Annotated in this window: 15 protein-coding genes and 4 pseudogenes; 7 read left to right on the top strand and 12 right to left on the bottom strand. The window is 66.4% G+C overall.

The genetic code is table 11. From position 1 onward, the window contains the following. Nucleotides 1–53: 53 nt before the first annotated feature. From ACYCO6_RS01925 to ACYCO6_RS01890, 8 genes and pseudogenes are all read right to left on the bottom strand, one after another. Nucleotides 54–681: pseudogene (locus tag ACYCO6_RS01925) on the bottom strand (NRAMP family divalent metal transporter); the annotation flags it as partial. A 678-nt stretch (nt 682–1359) separates the two neighbouring features. Continuing rightward, entirely contained in the window at nt 1360–1974 is a 615-nt protein-coding gene (fixJ, locus tag ACYCO6_RS01920; protein ID WP_459768799.1) for a response regulator FixJ, read from the bottom strand. After that, nucleotides 1974–3299 carry a PAS domain-containing sensor histidine kinase gene (locus ACYCO6_RS01915; protein WP_459768797.1) on the bottom strand — a complete coding sequence of 442 codons (1326 nt, stop codon included), beginning with the start codon at nt 3297–3299 and terminating at the stop codon, nt 1974–1976. The genes fixJ and ACYCO6_RS01915 overlap by 1 nt, the downstream gene beginning before the upstream one ends. Nucleotides 3300–3940: 641 nt before the next feature. Then, nucleotides 3941–4902, bottom strand: a protein-coding gene (locus ACYCO6_RS01910) for an IS630 family transposase (RefSeq protein WP_459764350.1) whose coding sequence is annotated in 2 segments (ribosomal slippage) — nt 3941–4563 and nt 4563–4902 — 963 coding nt in all. Because the reading frame shifts where the segments join, the coding sequence is not laid out codon by codon here. Between the two features lie 292 nt (nt 4903–5194). Then, the gene (locus ACYCO6_RS01905; protein ID WP_459768795.1) at nt 5195–5461 is read right to left on the bottom strand and encodes a hypothetical protein; all 267 of its coding nucleotides are present in this window, start codon (nt 5459–5461) and stop codon (nt 5195–5197) included. A gap of 27 nt (nt 5462–5488) precedes the next feature. Continuing rightward, complete coding sequence (locus tag ACYCO6_RS01900; RefSeq protein ID WP_459768793.1) at nt 5489–5839, bottom strand: c-type cytochrome; 351 nt, start codon at nt 5837–5839, stop codon at nt 5489–5491. Between the two features lie 145 nt (nt 5840–5984). Next, nucleotides 5985–6209 (bottom strand): hypothetical protein, encoded by a 225-nt coding sequence (locus ACYCO6_RS01895; protein WP_459768792.1) that lies wholly within the window; start codon nt 6207–6209, stop codon nt 5985–5987. Between the two features lie 71 nt (nt 6210–6280). Next, on the bottom strand, nt 6281–6520 hold the full coding sequence (locus ACYCO6_RS01890; protein ID WP_459768791.1) for a biotin/lipoyl-containing protein: 240 nt from the start codon (nt 6518–6520) through the stop codon (nt 6281–6283). Nucleotides 6521–6696: 176 nt separating this feature from the next. Here ACYCO6_RS01890 and ACYCO6_RS01885 point away from each other — a divergent pair, with 176 nt between their 5' ends. After that, nucleotides 6697–7305, top strand: a complete 609-nt coding sequence (locus tag ACYCO6_RS01885; protein WP_459768789.1) for a hypothetical protein — start codon at nt 6697–6699, stop codon at nt 7303–7305. Nucleotides 7306–7474: 169 nt separating this feature from the next. Here the strand turns inward: ACYCO6_RS01885 and ACYCO6_RS01880 are convergent, their stop codons facing one another. From ACYCO6_RS01880 to ACYCO6_RS01870, 3 genes and pseudogenes are all read right to left on the bottom strand, one after another. After that, nucleotides 7475–8335: a universal stress protein gene (locus ACYCO6_RS01880; RefSeq protein ID WP_459768787.1), complete on the bottom strand. Its 861-nt coding sequence runs from the start codon at nt 8333–8335 to the stop codon at nt 7475–7477. Between the two features lie 15 nt (nt 8336–8350). Then, nucleotides 8351–8683: pseudogene (locus ACYCO6_RS01875) on the bottom strand (c-type cytochrome). Next, on the bottom strand, nt 8683–9498 hold the full coding sequence (locus ACYCO6_RS01870) for a universal stress protein (RefSeq protein ID WP_459768785.1): 816 nt from the start codon (nt 9496–9498) through the stop codon (nt 8683–8685). Before ACYCO6_RS01870 ends, ACYCO6_RS01875 begins: the two are co-directional and overlap by 1 nt. A 213-nt stretch (nt 9499–9711) precedes the next feature. Between ACYCO6_RS01870 and ACYCO6_RS01865 the strand changes: the two genes are divergently transcribed. The 6 genes and pseudogenes from ACYCO6_RS01865 to ACYCO6_RS01840 all read left to right on the top strand — a co-directional run. Beyond that, nucleotides 9712–10707: an ABC transporter transmembrane domain-containing protein gene (locus ACYCO6_RS01865; protein WP_459768783.1), complete on the top strand. Its 996-nt coding sequence runs from the start codon at nt 9712–9714 to the stop codon at nt 10705–10707. Nucleotides 10708–10781: 74 nt separating this feature from the next. Beyond that, a pseudogene (locus ACYCO6_RS01860) lies at nt 10782–11510 on the top strand (bifunctional enoyl-CoA hydratase/phosphate acetyltransferase); the annotation flags it as partial. Between the two features lie 71 nt (nt 11511–11581). Further along, nucleotides 11582–12691: an alpha/beta fold hydrolase gene (locus ACYCO6_RS01855; protein ID WP_459768781.1), complete on the top strand. Its 1110-nt coding sequence runs from the start codon at nt 11582–11584 to the stop codon at nt 12689–12691. Between the two features lie 28 nt (nt 12692–12719). Then, nucleotides 12720–13199, top strand: coding sequence for a universal stress protein (locus tag ACYCO6_RS01850; protein WP_459768779.1), 480 nt, complete (start codon nt 12720–12722; stop codon nt 13197–13199). A gap of 190 nt (nt 13200–13389) precedes the next feature. Further along, nucleotides 13390–15792: an HAD-IC family P-type ATPase gene (locus ACYCO6_RS01845; protein ID WP_459768777.1), complete on the top strand. Its 2403-nt coding sequence runs from the start codon at nt 13390–13392 to the stop codon at nt 15790–15792. 173 nt (nt 15793–15965) lie between these two features. Further along, nucleotides 15966–16064, top strand: a pseudogene (locus tag ACYCO6_RS01840) (BA14K family protein); the annotation flags it as partial. Nucleotides 16065–16801: 737 nt separating this feature from the next. Here the strand turns inward: ACYCO6_RS01840 and ACYCO6_RS01835 are convergent. Further along, nucleotides 16802–17962 carry an IS110 family RNA-guided transposase gene (locus tag ACYCO6_RS01835; RefSeq protein WP_459768776.1) on the bottom strand — a complete coding sequence of 387 codons (1161 nt, stop codon included), beginning with the start codon at nt 17960–17962 and terminating at the stop codon, nt 16802–16804. Nucleotides 17963–17968: the final 6 nt, after the last annotated feature.

Raw genomic sequence — 17968 nt, 5'->3', positions numbered from 1 at the left:
GCAGATTGATGGAATACGGCCAAGTTCTCTGAGTCCTTACGGAAGGACAAGCCTCAGCCGACCAGGGTGATGATCATCCCGACGGCGGCGAGCGCCATGACCAGGGTGGCGAGCCAGCCCAGCCCCTTCAGCCAGCCCGTCACCGCGAAGGAGCCCATCACATCGGTCCGAGCGGCGAGACGCATCATCACGGCCATCACCGGCACCGCCACGACGCCGTTCAGAACCGCGCTCCAGAAGAGCGCCTGAACCGGATCGACGTTCGGCATGAGACTGATCAGCATACCGACAAGGGTCGCCAGCCCCACCACGCCGTAGAAGGCCTTCCTCCTGCACCCGGCGCGAGAAGCCGACCGGCCAACGCCGCGCCTCGCCGACGGCATAGGCGGATGAACCGGCGAGCACTGGCACGGCGAGCAACCCGACACCGATCACGCCCAGGGCGAAGACCGCCTCGGCAAACCGCCCCGCCACCGGCCGCAGGGCCGCAGCTGCCTCTGCGGAGGTCTGGATGTTCAGGGTGCCGTGTGCATGGAGCGCGGCCGCCCCAGTGCCCAGGATCGCGAGCGCCACGAGGTTCGACATCCCCATCCCCGTCAGGGTGTCGATCTCGATCCGGCGCAAGGCCGGAGGGCCCTGTTCAGGCGCATGGAGGAGATCGCGCCGCCGCGGATGGACGTGAAACCACCCGAGCGTGCCACAACCGGATGGCGTGCGAGGAGGTATGTAGAAACCCTTAAGCGAGCGGCCGGAATATCCTTCCCCTCCGAATTCGGAGACCATTCACCTGCCCAGCTGGTGCGCTTCTTGTGCCTCGTGCCCGGAGGCTCGACCGTTATTCGGGCAAGGAGTTTTCATGGTTCCTCGCAAGCGATCTGGCCTGCTGACCAGCGCGATGAGAGCTGCGCTTTGTGTGTCAGCTATCCTGGCCACCGAGGCCAGCGCCCGATTTGTCTACTCCGGCCCCGTGCCCGATGCGCGGACAGGAAGCGCCACCCGGCAAGTAGATGCGAAGACCGGCGTGCGGGCGGAGACAGCCGCAAGGCGACTAGCCCCTGATGCCGGACCGGGCATCAGCAGCCATGACGTTCACCATGGTGTCCGGGTGGTCCTCGCTTCACCCTACGCGCGCTGAGCTGCAGAGAACGCCGACCATGATCTTCCCCGATGCCTCGCTGCTCGACGACGAAGCCGAAGACCTTGCGATACTGCGCAAGGTTCTCCCGGCGAGCGGATCGGTGCCATCGCGGCGGCAGCCCTTTAGGGGCGGCAAGCTCGCCAACTCCGTTCAGCCGCTTCAGCCAGCTGGGACGATGAGGGCGGCGCTTAAGCGTGGCGCTTGCTCGACCAAGCAGAGGCTCAGCACTCCTGCTGCGACATCATGATCATGCGGACCAATTCAGATAGGCTTCCCGCCTGCATTTTGCTCATGACGTGAGCTCGGTAGATCTCGACCGTCCGGTGACTGATGCCCAGCTCCTCAGCAATGACCTTATTGGCTTTGCCCGCGACGAGGCCGTCCAGAACCTGCTGCTCCCGCTCTGAGAGACTGCGCCTCCGCTCAGTAACGGCTGCACGCAGTACAGCGCGATCGGCCTGTTCCTCTCGAGGCGCCAATGCAGTCTCAACGGCCCGAAGCAAATCCTCATCCTCGAACGGCTTCTCAAGAAAGTCGCTTACGCCCGCCCTCATAGCCTCAACCGCGAGCGGCACATCGCCATGACCCGTGATGACGATGATCGGTAGTGGTGAGCCGAGTTCCTTCAGCCTCACGGCAAGCTCCAGACCCGACATGCCAGGCATCCGGATATCCGCCACGACGCAGCCCTTGTGCGCGAGCGGCTGCTGCTCGAGAAAGGTTGTTGCAGTCTCGTAGGTCCGCACGGTGAAGCCGCAAGTGTCCAGCAGCATCCGGAGGGAATCGCGGACGGCGTCGTCGTCGTCGATCACGTGAACCAAGCGTGCATCCGGCATCAGGCGGGAACCCCGCTGCTTGTGCCCGCACGGGGCAAGGTGAGGTGGAAGACAGTACCGCCAGCTCGGTTCGGCTCCGCCCAGATGCGGCCGCCGTGCGCCTCGACGATCGTCCGGCAGACGGAGAGGCCGACGCCCATGCCGCGGGCGCCCTTCGTGGTCACGAAGGGCTGGAACAGCTGATCGGCAACCTCCGGACCGATGCCGGAGCCGGTATCTGCGACAGAAACCCGGGCGACGTCGGGCGAGAGGGCGGCCACATCCACTGTCAGCTCCCGCTCGGTCGACGTCTCCATCGCCTCCAACGCGTTGCGCATGAGATTAAGCAGAACCTGCTGGATCTGAACCTTGTCGACGAGCACGCGCGTCACCGCTGCATCTCGTTCGATCCGCACCCGCACCCCGCGCTCTTCGGCCCCGACGAGAGCGAGTGCGCTGGCCTCCTGCAGAAGCTCGGGCAAGCTTTCAACCCGACGTTCGCTATCCCCGCGAGAGACGAACTCGCGCAGGCGACGGATGATCTGCCCGGCTCGCAGAGCCTGATCGGCCGCCTTGGTCATGGCCTCGACCGCCGGGCTATCCGGATGCTGGGCAACGATCAGGCGGCGGCCCGCCTTCAGGTAGTTGGTGATGGCCGCGAGGGGTTGGTTCAATTCGTGGGCCAGGGTCGCTGCCATCTCGCCCATGGCGGACAGGCGCGACATGTGGAGCAGTTCAGCCTGCATCTGCTGAAGACGGCGCTCGGTCTGCTGCCGCTCAGTCAGGTCGCGCACGAATCCAGTATAGTACTTACGCCCGCCGGAGGTCATCTCGCCGATCGCGAGTTCCATCGGAAAGATTGTCCCATCTTTTCGCTGACCGGCCACCACGCGTCCCTTGCCTATGATGCGTCGCTCGCCTGTCCGCGCATAGCGTTCGAGATAGCCATCGTGTGCGTCCCGGTCCGGGGCGGGCATTAACATCTTTACATTCCGTGCTTCGACTTCGGCCGCCGACCAACCGAACGTCCGTTCAGCTGCGGCGCTGAAGGACTGTACGAGACCATGTTCGTCGATGACGATCATGGCATCTGGGACAGTCTCAAGAACGGACTTGAGATGGGCCTGCTGCTGCAGCAGCGCCTCGGTCACCTCCAGAGCGCGGCGCTGAGCTTGGCGAAGGCGCTCAGCGCCGATTGCGATGTAGCCTCCCAAACCTGCGAAGAGAACGGCATCGACCTCGTTGCCAAAGATGACCCCCTGCCGGAACAGGATGGCCGACCCCATGATGACGCCAGCCGCCGTCGCAAAGAGGCCGGGGAGGAGGCCCCCGCCGGCAGCAGCCACCAGAACAGCCGGCACGAGGAAAAGAAAGACGACGCGATCGCCGAGGTAACGGTCCAGCAGAATCCGAAGGCCCCCCCGATCAGCACCAGGCCGACTGCGTACAGGTACGGGATGTATGGAGCGAGAGCGCGATGCCCCGTGCCCCCGACAGAGCACCGGTCGCCCACACGCAGGGAAGGGACTGGTGGCTGAGCAGACATAATCTTGTTGAATCCATTTCCTCTCATGAGGTATCCGAGCGGCAGCAGAACCTCGAAAGTAAATCCCAATCATGCGCTTGCGTCTAGCTCACGAAATTCCCACTCGTCCGTCCGGACAGCCCAGCGCGCGGTCTTGGTGGCGCGACAGAGGCAAGTTTCACATGCGGCGAACATCAACTCGGACGAGCGGGATCTCACTTTGACCTGATGCGGAAGAGCACGCTGTTCTCTTTGAGCTGCTTTCATTCCAGACCCGCCTGTAGAGAGTGCCCAGGAAGATCCTCATTGCAACACTCCAGGCGTGAACGGCCAAGAGCGTTCCGCCCCCCTGGCGCGCTGAGTACCCAAAGCGATGCCGATCTCGGTGAGGTCGAACCGCCAGGGCACGGTGGTCAGGCGCGTGACCCCGCCGTCGGTGCGCCCTGCTAGAGCTGTTCCCGGTCAGGTAGCGACGGCCAAGTCGTTCTCGTAGCCGGCTGCGGCGAGGTAGTTGCGGCACTCTTGCGGCGTGAAACGGGTGAAGGCCTGCCGGATCGCCGCCCACAGATCCGGGATCGTGCGGGCTGCCGCGCTGCGCAACAGCGCCTTCAGCTTTGCGAAGGCCTGTTCAATCGGGTTGAAATCAGGGCTGTAGGACGGAAGGTAGAGCAGCCGCGCTCCTGCGGCCTCGATCGCATCCTGCACGCCGGCGACCTTGTGGGCTGGCAGATTGTCCATGACGACGATGTCGCCCGGCTGCAGCACCGGGACCAAGGTGTCGGTGACATAGCTGCAAAAGCGCGTGCCGTTCGTGGGGCCGTCCAGCAGCGCGGTGGCACACAGCCCGCTCGTGCGCAGGGCGGCGGTGATGGTCGTGGTTTTGTAATGGCCCAGTGGGGCTGCGAGCCGGCAGCGCTCGCCGCGTGGGGCCCAGCCGGAGCGCCGCGCCATGTTGGTGGCCGCCGCTGTCTCGTCCAGGAACACCAGCCGGTCCGGATCGAGCTCGGGCTGTGCCTCAAACCACGCCTCGCGGGCCGCTCTTACGTCTTCACGCTCCTGCTCAGCTGCGAACGTCGCCCCCTTTTCCAGGTGATCGCGTGTCGCTGGAAGAAGCGCGACAGGCCGCTTGTGCTGGTCTGGACGCCCTGCTCAGCCAGTCGGTCGCGCAACTCGCGCAGGAAGAGACGCGGCTCCTGCTCGGAGGTCGCCAGGATCAGTGCGGCATGCGCCTCGATGCGCTGCGAGGTGTGATCGCCGCCCATCGGCTTGGGCGCGACATGGCCCTCTTGGTGCGAGCGCTGCGACCAGCGGCTGGCGCTCGACACGCTGACCCCAAAGCGAGCTGCGGCTCGGTGGCACGAGGCCCCTGCCGCCACGGCAGCCACGACACGCTCGCGTAAGTCGACCGACAGAGGTGAAGGCATCGGCATGCTCCTTCACCCGTCAACGCGCCAGCCGCTAACCCGTCGCAATCCGCCCGGGACCGGCTCTAGGGCGAGGAAGGCGGGCTCGGTCAGGCCGCGCTGCCCGGTCGGGAGAGACCTGGATCGCGGCGACCGGGCCGGGGAAGCCCACCGTCGGCATCCTCCGAATCGCACCCGGCCGTGCCCCAGACTCTGGGAGGAGGGAGAAGCGAGCGTAGATGCAGCCGAGGCCGGCCAGGAGCACAGGATTGGGCAGCATGGCCAGGGTTGATCCAGCCTGGTCGAAGGAAGCCTAGGCACTGAGCTCGCCGGCGGTGGCAGTCGTCGCACCGGTGGCCCGCGGTTGCCGGCGGAAGGTCAGACCGGCATCGTCCCAGACCACGCTGCAGCCGTGACCGCGCGCGAAGTTCGCGACCCGCCCGACGAGGGCATCGTTGACACCGAAGAGGCGGTCGCAATCCGCGCCCGTCAGGCGCAGGGCCTGCCCGGTCCCGAGGCCGTCCAGGGCGGCCTGGAGAGCGGGAAGCGTGTCGGTGGGCAGAACCGTCATCTCGTTCATCGTGGCCGTTCCGAGATTTGTACCGCCTCAGGGAAGTGCGACGCCATCACCCTTGAGGCTGAGGATGTAGTCGATGACCGCGTCCATCTCGTCCCGGTCCAGCCGCAGGCTCGGCATTTGTTGGTGATGGCTCTGTAGGAAGACGTTGAGGGACAGGGCGGTCGTCGAGGGCATGTTGGCGACCCGGAGGAAGGCGGGCCCGACGAACTCGCCCGCCTGCGGCTCGCGACCAATGACGTGGCATTGGCTGCAGAGCTGCTCGGCCACAGTCCGCCCCCCCACGCGGTAGTCCTCCGCAGAACTGGCGGGAACGCCTGCGCTTGCCGCCAGCAGGCCGGCAAGGGCCACCGCGCGGACGGCGGAAGACGGGAAAGTCATGACTGCCTCACGATCTTGAGCCAAGTCGCCGCGGACGCCACGGCCACGCTTCCGAGCGCGACTGCGCCCAAGTCGCGCCGTCATTCGCGACGAACCCGAGTACCCACGGTGCGACGAGCGTCCAGGCGCTGACGAGCAGGACCGCTCATTCGAGCACGGCCTCGAAGCGGATCTGGTTAGTGCCGTAGAGCGCGACGATCAGCAGCCCCGGCAGAAGCGCCGACGCTGCCGCACGGGTATGATCGGTGAGGACAAGCGCCGACGCCGTTAGCACCACCGTGATGCCGGCCGCGTGCTGCAGGAAGCCGAACAGGATCTCGTCCGCCCGCCACCGCGGTGGCGAGGGGATGGTCGTGCCTGCGCGGGACATAATCTGCCTCCGTTGAGCCCAGCTTGGGGCCGCACCACGACCGGTGTCGAGCTGGTCACCGCGGCGAGACGTCAGGCATGGACCTCTGCGATGATGCAGCCGGGGTCGACCACCTCTTTGATGGGTGCGAGGACCGTCAGGCGGCCCTCGGCGGGCGAGGCGATGTCATGCAAGGCCTCGCCGATGCGCACGGCGGCTACGGCCTCTCCGGCCCGCACCCGTGCTCCGTCCGCCACGAACCACCGCTCCAGGATGCCCTCGGGCAGCATGCCCGTGGACCAGAGATCCTCGGCAACACGCACATCCGCCATGGTCGCCTCCCGTGTCCAGGCACCCGTCGCGGGGCGCATTGAGAAGGTGGGGCCATCGGAAGGGGGATCGCTTTGATCTGGATCACCACGCGGCGCCGGGAGACCTTGGGCCAAGTCAATGAGGCATCCGCTCCGCTGGGCAGGCGCGGCCCGCAACACTCACCCGGGACAGCACCATGTTCCTCGCCATGACGACCAGCGTCATCCTCGTCGTCTCCACGATCCTGGTGCTCTACGAGACGCTCCGGCTGACCTCGGAGCACCTGCTCCGGCTGCCGATTCCGCCCCGCCTGCTCGCCGGCGTCGAGGCGCTCAACGGTCTGCTGCTGATCGGCTGGTCGGCCTCGTTCACCTACCTCGCCATGGAACGATACCGGCCGCTGCACGGGAAGGCGCGCATCATGCCGCCAAGGCCGGCCTGGGCGGCGAGCCGGGCCGGAAGCGCCTGTTCCCTCGGCGCCGGGCACCTGACCGACGCGGCGGTCCTCGCCCAGGTCCTTGCGCAGGATCAAGGCGTCGTCCGCAGCGGGCTCCCATATGGGCTGATCCTTGAAATCGTCGGTCGCACCATGCGCACGTTCCTCGTCACCTTTCACAAAGTTGTTCCGGATGATCGCGGTCACGACCACCGCGTGCTGCAGCAGCAGTTCGTCGTCCCCGCCTGCTCCGAGGACGCAGCCGCCGATTCGGCCAAGGCGCTCTTCTGCGAGGCTGCCGGGATCATCAACTGGCGGCTGCGGGCCGACACCTGCAAGGTCATCGAACTCGCCGAGCTGGCCGCCTGAGGAGAGCGCGATAAAACAGCCCCCACTCGACGAAACGGCCCTCACTCGATGTGCACCGTCTCTTCAGAGACTTGCTTCCCCTCGCTTGACCACACTTTTGGCCGGACCTACCGGAAGTCACAGACGCAGATAGGCGGGGGCGGGTTCACTGCAGGGGGCTCACCACCCTTCAGTGGGCCATGAGCACCGGGACGCTGGCGTTCTCGATCACGTACCGGGTGACCCCGCCGAGCAGGAACTCGCGCACGCGGCTGTGGGTGTAGGCGCCCAGCGCGAGCAGCGAGGCGCCCCGCCGCTCGGCCTCGGCCAGGATCGCCATGCCGACCGGGAGTGGCTCCTCCATGTGCAAGGTGACGGCCTCGGCCATGATCCCGTGCCAGCGCAGGTAGCCGCACAGGTCCGCGGCCCGCGCCTCGTCGAAGCGCTCGGTCCTGGCATGCACCACCGTGACGCGGGTCGCCTCGTGCAGGAGGGCGATGGACTGCCCGATCAGGCGCGTCGCCTCCAGGCTGCCGTTCCAGGCGATCACAACGTGGTCCAGCAGATCGTGCGGGACGCTCTCCCCGATCATCAGCACCGGCCGGCCGACCGAGAACAGCGCGGTGTCGAGCGCGCGTCCAGTGAAGGGCCTCTCGGGATCGGGCCGGTCGACGATGACGAGGTCGTGGACGCGGCCCGCCAGCGTCAGAAGGGGCTCAACCTCGCCGGAGAGTTCGGTCCAGGTCGCGAAGGTGGCGTCGAGGCGCTCGGCCTTGCCGGTCAACGGCACGCCCGTGCGCGCGCACCAAGCCTGCAACGCCGCCCTGCCGTCGGCCGCCGCCGCGCGCACGCCCTGCTCGAGCGCCGCGATGGTCCGGCCATCGACGGGCACGATGCTCGCCATGCCGGCCAGCACGTGTTCCGGCCCGGGCGCCATGAAGCAGACGCCGATATGGGCCTGGAGGCGCCGGCCGAGACGCAGGGCGGCGTCCAGCCGGCGGGTCGGGTCGATCCCCGGGCCGGTGGGGACGAGCAGGCAGCGCAGGTACATCGGGGTTCTCCTCGCTCAGCGCTCCAGGGATTTCAGGTAGGCGATGAGGGCCTGCGCCTGGTCCGGATCGAACCGGAATTCGGGCATGCTGGGGTGGCCCGTGCGGATGCCCTCGGCGAGCGCCTCGCCGAGATCCTCGACGGGGTAGCGCGTATGAAGTTCGCGGAAGGGTGGTGCCGCGCGCAACGGGCTCTCCCCGACACGCCCGACCGCGTGGCACCGGGCTCAGTTGGTTCGGGCGAGGGTCTCGCCTTGCCGCACCTGCCGGTCCCAGGCCGTCGCGGGTGCGGCGGGAAGGAACGGCAAGGGTGCCAGGATGCCGGCGAGGAGGACGGCCGCCGGGCGCATCAGTGGCTCATCAGGCAGCAAACGGGGGTCGTTTGCAGTACGTCACGCGTGACACCGCCGAAGACCCACTCGCGCAGGCGGCTGTGGCCGTAGGCGCCCATCACGATGAGGTCTGCAACCTCGCGTCCGGCGAACTGGAGGATCTCGTCCGCGGTGTCGATCTCTGGCTTGCGCAGCAGGTGGGTCGTGGCTTTTATCCCGTGCCCTGACAGGTACTCGGCCGCGCCCTCGGCGCCCACGTCTTGCGCGTCCGGTCCCACGGCCACCACGCAAACATGCTCGGGATGTCCCAGGAACGGTAAGGCGTCATGGAGGGCGCGGCGTGCCTCAGGCGCGTCCTTCCAAGCCACCACAACCCGCTTGGCCGCGAGGTGCTCGATGCCTGGCGGGACCACGAGCACGGGACGTCCCACCTCCATCAGGACGGCGCCGGTGGGTGCCGCCATCGGACCAGGGTCACCGTCCGCAGGACCCTGCCGGCCGACAACCACGAGGTCGGCGGTGCGCGCCTGCGCACCGAGGAAAGTCAACGGATCGGTGGGTGCGGAGCGCCAATCCGTTCTGGGCGCCTGCCCGGCCTCGCGCTCGAAGAGGGCTTTGGCCTCGGCGAGTCGCTCGTCCGTCAGGCGCTCCTCGATGGCCCAGACGCGCTCGACCTCCCGCATGTCGCCGACCAGCATGGGGCCCAGGACTGGGCGTGCGGCGACGCCGGTCAGCTTGGACCCGAACCGCTCTGCGAGGCCGGCCGCCAGTTGGACCCGGTCTGCCGTCGCGGCCCCGAGATCGACTGACACCATGATGTTGGAGATCCGCACGAACACCTCCCGCGCTCCGGCTTGCCGGCTCAGCGGAAGGCACCCTTGCTCGCGCGCACCGCCCGGACCTTGATCCAGCTCAACGGGATCAGTTCCCAGCGCCAGCAGGCGAATACATCTCCGGCTGCGAAAGGGAGCTGGGTCCGGGACGGTTGATCGAACGCAATGCCGCCCTTTGCCGGCTGAGGACATGAGATTCGGCATGGAGGTGCCATGCCACCCGCACTCGCGATCCAGGCCTCAGGATCAATCGGCCTCGGGCAGCGACGCGATAGGCTCGTCACGCCGCAGACGCTCCTCGCGTTCATCAAGGGTGCGAGTGGGTCCCATCAGCCTACCCTGGTGCTTATGGCGACGGTCCTCTTCGTGGCGGACCTCGCGCCCCTTGAGCTGCAGCGCCGCATCGTCAACGAAGCGCTACCCGGCGGGAGCGCCCGGACCATCGCCTCGCTCGCGGCGCTGTACATCGCGGCCGCCGTCGCGATGGGCGCCCTGAAGCTCGGGCTCAACGTGTACCGCAGCTACGTCAGCGAGAGCGCCGTGCGCCGGCTCCGCAAGACGCTGCTGGACGACCTCGGCAAGCTCGCTCCCGGAGACCGCGCCGAGGTCGAGGGCGTGGAGGTCTCGCTCGTTCTGGCGGAGGTCGAACCCGTCGGGGCCTTCGTCGGGATGAGCGTGTCGGAACCCGTCCTGCAGGGCGGCATCGTGGCGGGCACGTTCGGGTACATGCTGTATCTCAACCCGCCGATGGCGGTGCTGGCGCTGGCGGTCTTCTCGCCCCAGGCGGTCTTCGTGCCGCTGATGCAGCAGGCGATCAATCGGCGTGTGGTCACGAGGACGGGCACGTTGCGCCGTATCAGCGGCGGCGTCATCGGCCAGCATCGCTACAAGTCTTCAAGGCACCAGGACGCGCGCATCGACCGGGTGTTCGACCTCAACATGGGCATCTTCAAGCTGAAGTTCTCGATGAACTTCCTGATGAACCTGATCCACCATGCCGGCGTGGCGGGCACGCTGGGGCTGGGCGGCTACCTGGTGGTCCTGGGCGAGGCGGAGATCGGGACCGTCGTGGCGTTCGTGGCTGGCCTGAAGCAACTCAACGATCCCTGGGGCGGCCTGGTCGACTGGTTCCGCGAGTTGCGTGTCACCCAGGCGAAGTATGGCCTGCTTCGGCAAGCTCTGGATACCATGTCGCGTCAGGCCGCCTGAGACGGTGTTCCGTCGCGGAAGTCGCCGAACTTGCGCTTGGGCGGGGTCTTGATATCTCGTGCTATTGCATCGAGGCGACACCCCACAGCCACGCGGCCGAGGCATGCGCAGTCGAACTTGTGCACCGCGGCCGGGCAAGCCTGTTGATGAAAGGTGCTCTGCACATCGACGAGCTGATGCACGAAGTCGTGGCCAGCGAAACAGGATTACGAACAGAGCGTCGGATCAGCCAAGTCTTTCTCAGGGACGTGCCGGGTTTCGGCTGACCGCTGTTGATCACCGACGCCGCGATCAACATTGCCCCCAACTTGGAGGCCGAGCGGGACATCGTCCAGAACGCCATCGATCTCGCTCACGGAATGCAGATCGAGAGGCCGAAGGGAGCGATCCTCTCGGCAGTCGAGACGGCCGACCCGAAGCTTCAGTCGACCGTCGACGCAGCCGCACTCTGCGAAATGGCCGACCGCGGCCAGATCATCGGTGGACTGCTGGATGGTCCGCTCGCATTCGACAGTGCGATCAGTGTCGATGCTGCCCGCGAGAAAGGCATCAACTCGTCGGTTGCGGGACGAGCTGACAATCTGGTCGCGCCCGATCTGATCTCGGGCAACATCATGGCCAAGGAACTCACCTTCATCGCCCATGCCGACGCGGCCGGCGTAGTCCTGGGCGCGCGGGTCCCAATCATCCTGACCAGCCGCGCCGACGCCGAGCGCACTCGTATCGTCTCTTGTGCTTCTTATGCAGTGGCCGTGCTAATGTCGCGGGAAGACATCCGCACGGTCAAGTCGGCGTCGCGATGACGGACGCAGCCATTTCCACCTGCGCCGAGCATTGATCGCTCGCCGTCCCTACTCTCTTCGTGATGATCGCCATGGCCAAAACCGTCTCCGAGGCCCATCACTACCCCGAAGTTGGCGTGCCGCTGTTCTGGCCCTTCGGCCTTGCGCTCGAATTCGAAACGGCTGCACTGAAGCTCGGGCAGCGCAACTTCGACTATCTTGCGGAGGTCGAAAAGACCCAGTTCACGCGGCCGCCGCCAGACTGGACGACCCCGAACCACATCCTCATCGACCTCCACACCATGAAGCTGCGCGATTTCTCGCGTGGTGAGGGCCGCCCGGTCCTCATCCTGCCTCCCTATGCCGGCCACACCTCGGTCATCGCCGACTTCCACGCGGACCAGAGCTTGGTGGCGACGCTGCTGAACCACGGCTGTCCACGTGTGGTGTGCGCCGACTGGCGCAGCGCCACGCCGGCTATGCGCGACTACGACATCGATAACTACCTGTCCGAGATCAACGTCTGTGTCGACGAGCTCGGCGGCGAGGTCTCGCTGGTTGGCCTCTGCCAAGGCGGCTGGTGCGCGGCGATGTACGCGGCGCGCTTTCCGCACAAGGTCCATCGTCTCGTGCTCGCAGGCTCGCCCATCGACACAGACGCCGGCGATGGGGCGATCCGCACGATGGTCCACACGCTGCCGATGCGCTTCTATGAGGCCCTTGTTCGATCCTCCGGTGGTCTCCTGATGGGCAGCTACATGCTCGAAGGATTCAAGAACATGCATCCGGCTGCACAGTACGTGGAGAAATTTGTCGACCTCTACGAGCACATCGAAGATCCGAGCTACGTTGAACGCTTCAACGCGTTTGAGCGCTGGTACGAGTACACGCTGAACCTTCCCGGCGCCTGGTATCTGCAGGTCGTGCGCCAGCTCTTCAAAGAGAACCGGCTGGCGAACGGGAGCTTTGTCGGACTAGGCAAGACGCTGAATCTGAAGGTTATTGAGTGCCCGCTCTACCTGTTGGCGGGTGAGGGCGACGACATCACGCCCGCGGCTCAAGTGTTTGCCGCTGAGCATCGCGTGGGTTCGGCGGAAGTGCGCAAGTCCCTCACCAAGGGCGGCCACATCGGGCTGTTCATGGGACATGACGTGCTGCGCGACGACTGGCCGCCGATCGCAGAGTGGCTGGCCGGTCGTTGAGCCATTCGGCTTGCGGAGAACTCAATCCATGCAGACGCAAAGACGGCAGCACAACGACCAAGTCAAGGTGCTGGTTCCTGTAGACGGTTCGGCGGCTGCCAACCAAGCGGTCGACTATGCAATCTGGTGTGCCGGAGCGATGTCGAACGTCTCGATTCTCCTGCTCAACGTCCAAAACCGCGATACCCTTCAGCTCTCCGACATTTTGCCACTCACCGATGACGAGCAGTCCCTCAGCGCGGCCGCGGCCTCCGCAGAGGTGCTGCACCCAGCACGTGAGCGCTGCCTAGCAGCGGGGGTGCACGCCGAGAGCCGAGCCGCGTTCGGTCCCATAGCAGCGACCATCGCCCAGGTAAGCCGCAAGGCGAAGGTGGATCTGGTCATCATGGGCACGCATGGGCGCAGCCGCCTTGGAGCGGCTGTGCTCGGATCGACCGCAGCCGAGGTGCTCCACCGCGTCCATGTGCCGGTGACGCTGCTCAAGCAGGGCGAGCGTCACTGGGCCTGAACGCCGAATATTTCACGAGTAAGGCAGGACATGTTTGCTGCCGGATGGGCGACGATCAAACAAACCGCGCGGGCAGCTGATCTGCATCAAACCCTCTGTGGCCTGCGGGCAGCATAGGTCCGATTGACGATTTCCCCCCAGCCAGGTCGGTCTGCAGCAGAGGTCACCCGGTTGAGCGTTGGAGCTTCGCATGCACGGCGTCGCGCGAACGGACGTGAGTGGCGGCCACCTCCCGAAATCGCCGCGATGGAGCACCCTCCCTAGAGGCGCTGCTGCATCCGGGGACGGCGGAGCCGAAGGCCTCACCGCCGCGGAAGCGGGCCGCCGCCTCGCGACCTATGGGCCGAATGCCACGCCGAACGAAACGGTTCATCCGCTGCGTCTCATCGTCAGCAAGTTCGTTGCGCCGGTGCCATGCCTGCTGGAAGCGGCAATCGTGCTGCAGCTCGTCCTCGGCGAGTACGTCGAGGCGTCGGTTGTCGCGATCCTGCTCATCTTCAATGCCGGACTCGGCTTCCTGCACGAAAGTCGGGCTCAGGCCACCGTTGCCGCACTCAAGGCACGCCTCGCGCTTGTGACCAGCGTTCATCGCGACGGGCGCTGGATGACGGTGCCGGCCGCAGAACTGGTGCCGGGCGATGTCGTCAAGCTCTCGCTCGGCACGGTGGTCGGCGCCGACGTCCGCATCACCGGGGGGCACGTGCTGCTGGATCAATCCACGCTCACCGGCGAGTCCCTGCCGATCGAGGCGGGTCCCGGCTACGAGACCTATGCCGGCGCGCTCGTCCGCCGCGGCGAGGCCGCTGGACTCGTCACGGCGACCGGCGCCCGCACCAAGTTCGGCAAGGCGGCAGAGCTCGTCCGCACGGCGCATGTCGAAAGTGCCCAGCAGAAAGCCGTGCTCCGGGTGGTGCGCAATCTCGCCCTGGTGAACGGCGTGGTCACGCTCGGGCTGCTGGTCTACGCGCTGGCGATCGGGATGCCGATGCCCGAGCTGCTGCCGCTCCTGCTGATCGCCGTCCTAGGCACCGTACCCGTGGCACTGCCGGCCACATTCACGCTCGCCACCGCGCTCGGCGCGCGGGCATTGGCGCGCTCGGGGGTGCTGCCCACCCGTCTGTCCGCCGTCGATGAGGCGGCCAGCATGGACATCCTCTGCTCCGACAAGACCGGCACGCTGACCCGCAACGCCCTCGCAGTCACGGCCGTACGCCCCATGCCGGGCTTCAGTGAGGCACGCGTGCTCGCGCTCGCGGCGCTTGCCAGCTCGGACGGGGGACAGGATCCCGTCGACAGCGCAGTGCGGACCGCCGCTTCGGCAGTCGAGCCGGGCAGCCTGACGCTTGTCGCCTTCACGCCGTTCGATCCGGCCGTGAAGATGTCCGAAGCCGTCGCATCGGAGCCCTCCGGTTCCCGCTTGCGCATCGTGAAAGGCGCGTTCGCCACGGTGGCGGACTTGTGCGCACCGATCCCCGACGCCGCTCAGATTGCGCAGTCGTTGGAACGGGATGGCTACCGCGTGCTCGGCGTCGCAGCCGGCTCCGACGGGCCTCTGCAGATGGCCGGGCTTCTCGCCCTGAGCGATCCACCAAGGGACGATGCCCACCCGGCGATTACCGAGCTCAAGCGTCTCGGTGTCCGGGTGGTGATCGTCAGCGGCGACGCGCCCGCCACGACCGGGGTGGTCGCCGAAGCGGTCGGATTGACGGGTCCGATCTACGCCGGAGGCGCCATCCGCAAGGACGTGCGGCCGGACGACTTCGCCGTCTTTGCGGGCGTGCTCCCGGAAGACAAATTCCACTTGGTCCAGGCCCTGCAAAGCGAGGGCCATACGGTCGGCATGTGTGGTGACGGCGCCAACGATGCGCCGGCCTTGCGGCAGGCCCAGATCGGCATCGCCGTCTCGAGCGCGACGGACGCGGCCAAGTCTGCGGCGGGCATCGTGCTGATCAATCCGGGGCTCAGCGGCATCGTGACGGCCGTTCGGGAGGGGCGCGTCACCTTCCAGCGCATCCTGACCTATACACTGCGCTCACTCGTCCAGAAGGTTCGTCAGGTGCTGTTCCTGGCAATCGGCCTCGTGATGACCGGCCACGCCGTCCTGACGCCGATGCTCATGGTTCTATCCCTGGTGGTCGGCGACTTCTTGGCGATGTCGGCGACCACGGACAATGTCGAGCCCTCGCCCGAGCCCAATAGCTGGCGGATCGGAAACCTGACGATGGCCGCCATCGTGCTGGGCCTGGTTGACCTTGTCTATTCTGCGGCCGCGCTGGCTGCCGGTAAATACTGGCTCGGCGCGAGCTTACCGGAACTGCAGGCGCTGACACTGATGATGCTGGTGTTCAATGGCCAAGCCGTATTCTACGTTGCGCGCGAGCGGCGCCGCATGTGGGCATCGCGACCGAGCGGGATTGTGGTCGCGTCCTCGGCCGCCGACATCCTGGTGATTCCGTTCATGGCTTGGCGCGGTATCCTCATGGCGCCCCTGCCGCTCTCATGGATCGGCGGTTTGTTCGGGTCCGCCTTGGCGCTCGCCCTCCTGCTCGACGTGACCAAGGTCGAGCTGTTCAGGCGGCTTCAGATGGTATGAGTAGAAACCATGAGAAAAGCCATAGACAATTAAAGTCCTTAACCGCTCGACTATTGCTCTCTGGTTCGGGGTGGTCGACCCTGGAATGAAAACCTTGAGAGCTTCTCACAAAGATCGCAAGTTGCGCGAATTTCAAACCAAGCCGCCGCATCGAAACGGACGTCACGCCGTCCGGCAACTCCACCGACTACTGCGCCCAGCGCTTTCGGTCGTACGATCCGCGCTCCGGGACGTACCTCGGCTATGATGGTCGGCGCCATCCCTGCCCATAGACGCATCCCCGCGATATTGTGCTCGATCAGAAGCCCCGCAGCGGACACGCTGCGGGGCTTCTTGTTTGGTCGGCGTGCGCCGCAGGGCACATGGCCGTCAATCGAGCGGCGCTCAAGATTGTCGCCGACGACGAGACCGGCGAGTTGGAGGGGGTAGTGATCGTGGGCCGGTGAGGCATGGTGTCCGCCCACGGCGCACACCATAGCGTTCACCAACGACATGGGAGAACGAGACGTCGGCCGTTCGGCTGGTCCCTGCAGGTGCAAGACGGCGATGGCCGTCAGCGCCATTTGCCGGTGACCAGTGTCCAGATGAAGCTCCGTGAGCGGCGCAATCCAGTCTCCCAGCCCTCCTCGCCGAAACGTCCTGTGTGGATGGCTCCCGCGTTGCAAGGGGATCTCTGTGACGGTTTGGCGTTTCGGTCGGGTGCCGTCTTGTGTTCGGCCTCACATGAGGGCGCAGGCGTCAAGCTGGATCATGGCAGGTCTTTCCGATCCTCGTGCGGCACAGCGGAGTTCGTGTCCAAGATGGAGCTCTCTTGAGGGCAGGATCTCCTGCCAACCTCACATCCGGCGGGACCTGTCCCACCACTGTCCCGCATTCGGGACGGGAGAGCTCCAGGAAGGCGGCACCACTCTATAAAACGGCGCTCATGCGCCAAGCCGAACAACGGCGACGCCCTCTTGGATCCTGAGGGTCGAGCCGACCGACGGCTCAGACCCGATCTCGTAGCGGATCAGGATGCGGGCTTCATAACCGCGCCTTCCGGCAGAACGCCCTGGGTGGCGAACCGCCACAAGGCGATGAGCAGTTTCCGCGCCAGGGCCACCACCATCACCTTGCGGCCTCGCGCGCCCGCGCCGCTGGCGCGCGTGCGGAACCAGTTCACCTGCACGGAGCCAGGCTGATAGCGTTGCCAGAGCCAGGCGAGTTCGACCATGACGGTCCGTAGCCGCCGGTTCCCAGCCTTTCCGATGCCCTGCTCACGCTCCGTGCCGCCGCTGCTATAGGGGGTCGCGGTCAAGCCGGCGTAGGAGCCGAGTGCCTTGGCGTTAGCGAACCCGCGCACGAACGCCTCGCGCACCAGGAAGGTGGCGCTCTGCACACCGATGCCGCGCAGCGCGCTCAATTGCTGGATCATCGCGCCAGCTCTGTCCGGCGCCTCCTGTTCGAGAACAGCGTCGCGCTCCCGCTCCAGGGCCGTGATCTGCGCGCACACGAGATCTAGGCGGTCGAGCAGGCGCCCGATCTTAGCGCAGGCATGCGGGGGCAGCGGCGTCCCGAGCGCGGTGCGCAGGGCGTCGAGTCGCTCGCGCCGGTTCCGCAGCAAGGGGTTGTAGTCGCACACGCCCAACGTCGCCAGCACAGCGCCGATGCGGTTCCCCAGGGCGACCCGCTCAGTCACGAGTTCCGCCCGCTCCCGCACACAGCGTCGGGCGTCCTCGTCAGCCTCGCTCGCGATGGGCACCATCGAGCACACGCGCGGCTCACCGCGCAGCCAGGCAAGCAGCGTCCGCAGCAGCAACTCGGCATCGATCCCATCGGACTTGGCGCGCCGCGTCCGGCGGTCCACTGGGACGCTCGCGGGCTGAACGACATGGGTCTCGATCGCCCGCAGGCTCAGCCAACGCGCCAGCCAGAACCCGGACCAGCCGGCTTCGTAGATCGCGATCACGCGTTCGACCTCGCTTCCTGCCGTTCGGGCGCGCTCACGGTAGCCTTCGATGGCCGCCATCAGGGCCTCAGGAGTCGGCTCGATGCTGCGCCTGGCCTTCGCGCCCGGCAGGCCAGGGATCTGGGCGGCCAATACCCAACTCACATTGCTCAACTCGATCGCGAGAACGAGCGTGCGCTCGTAGTCGGGCGTCGGGAAAGACGGGCTGGGTATCTGTGTCATGGCTGA

The sequence above is a fragment of the Methylobacterium sp. CM6257 genome, assembly GCF_054611515.1.
The sequence above is the reverse complement of the archived record's forward strand: the minus strand, read 5'-3'. Positions and strand labels throughout refer to the sequence as shown.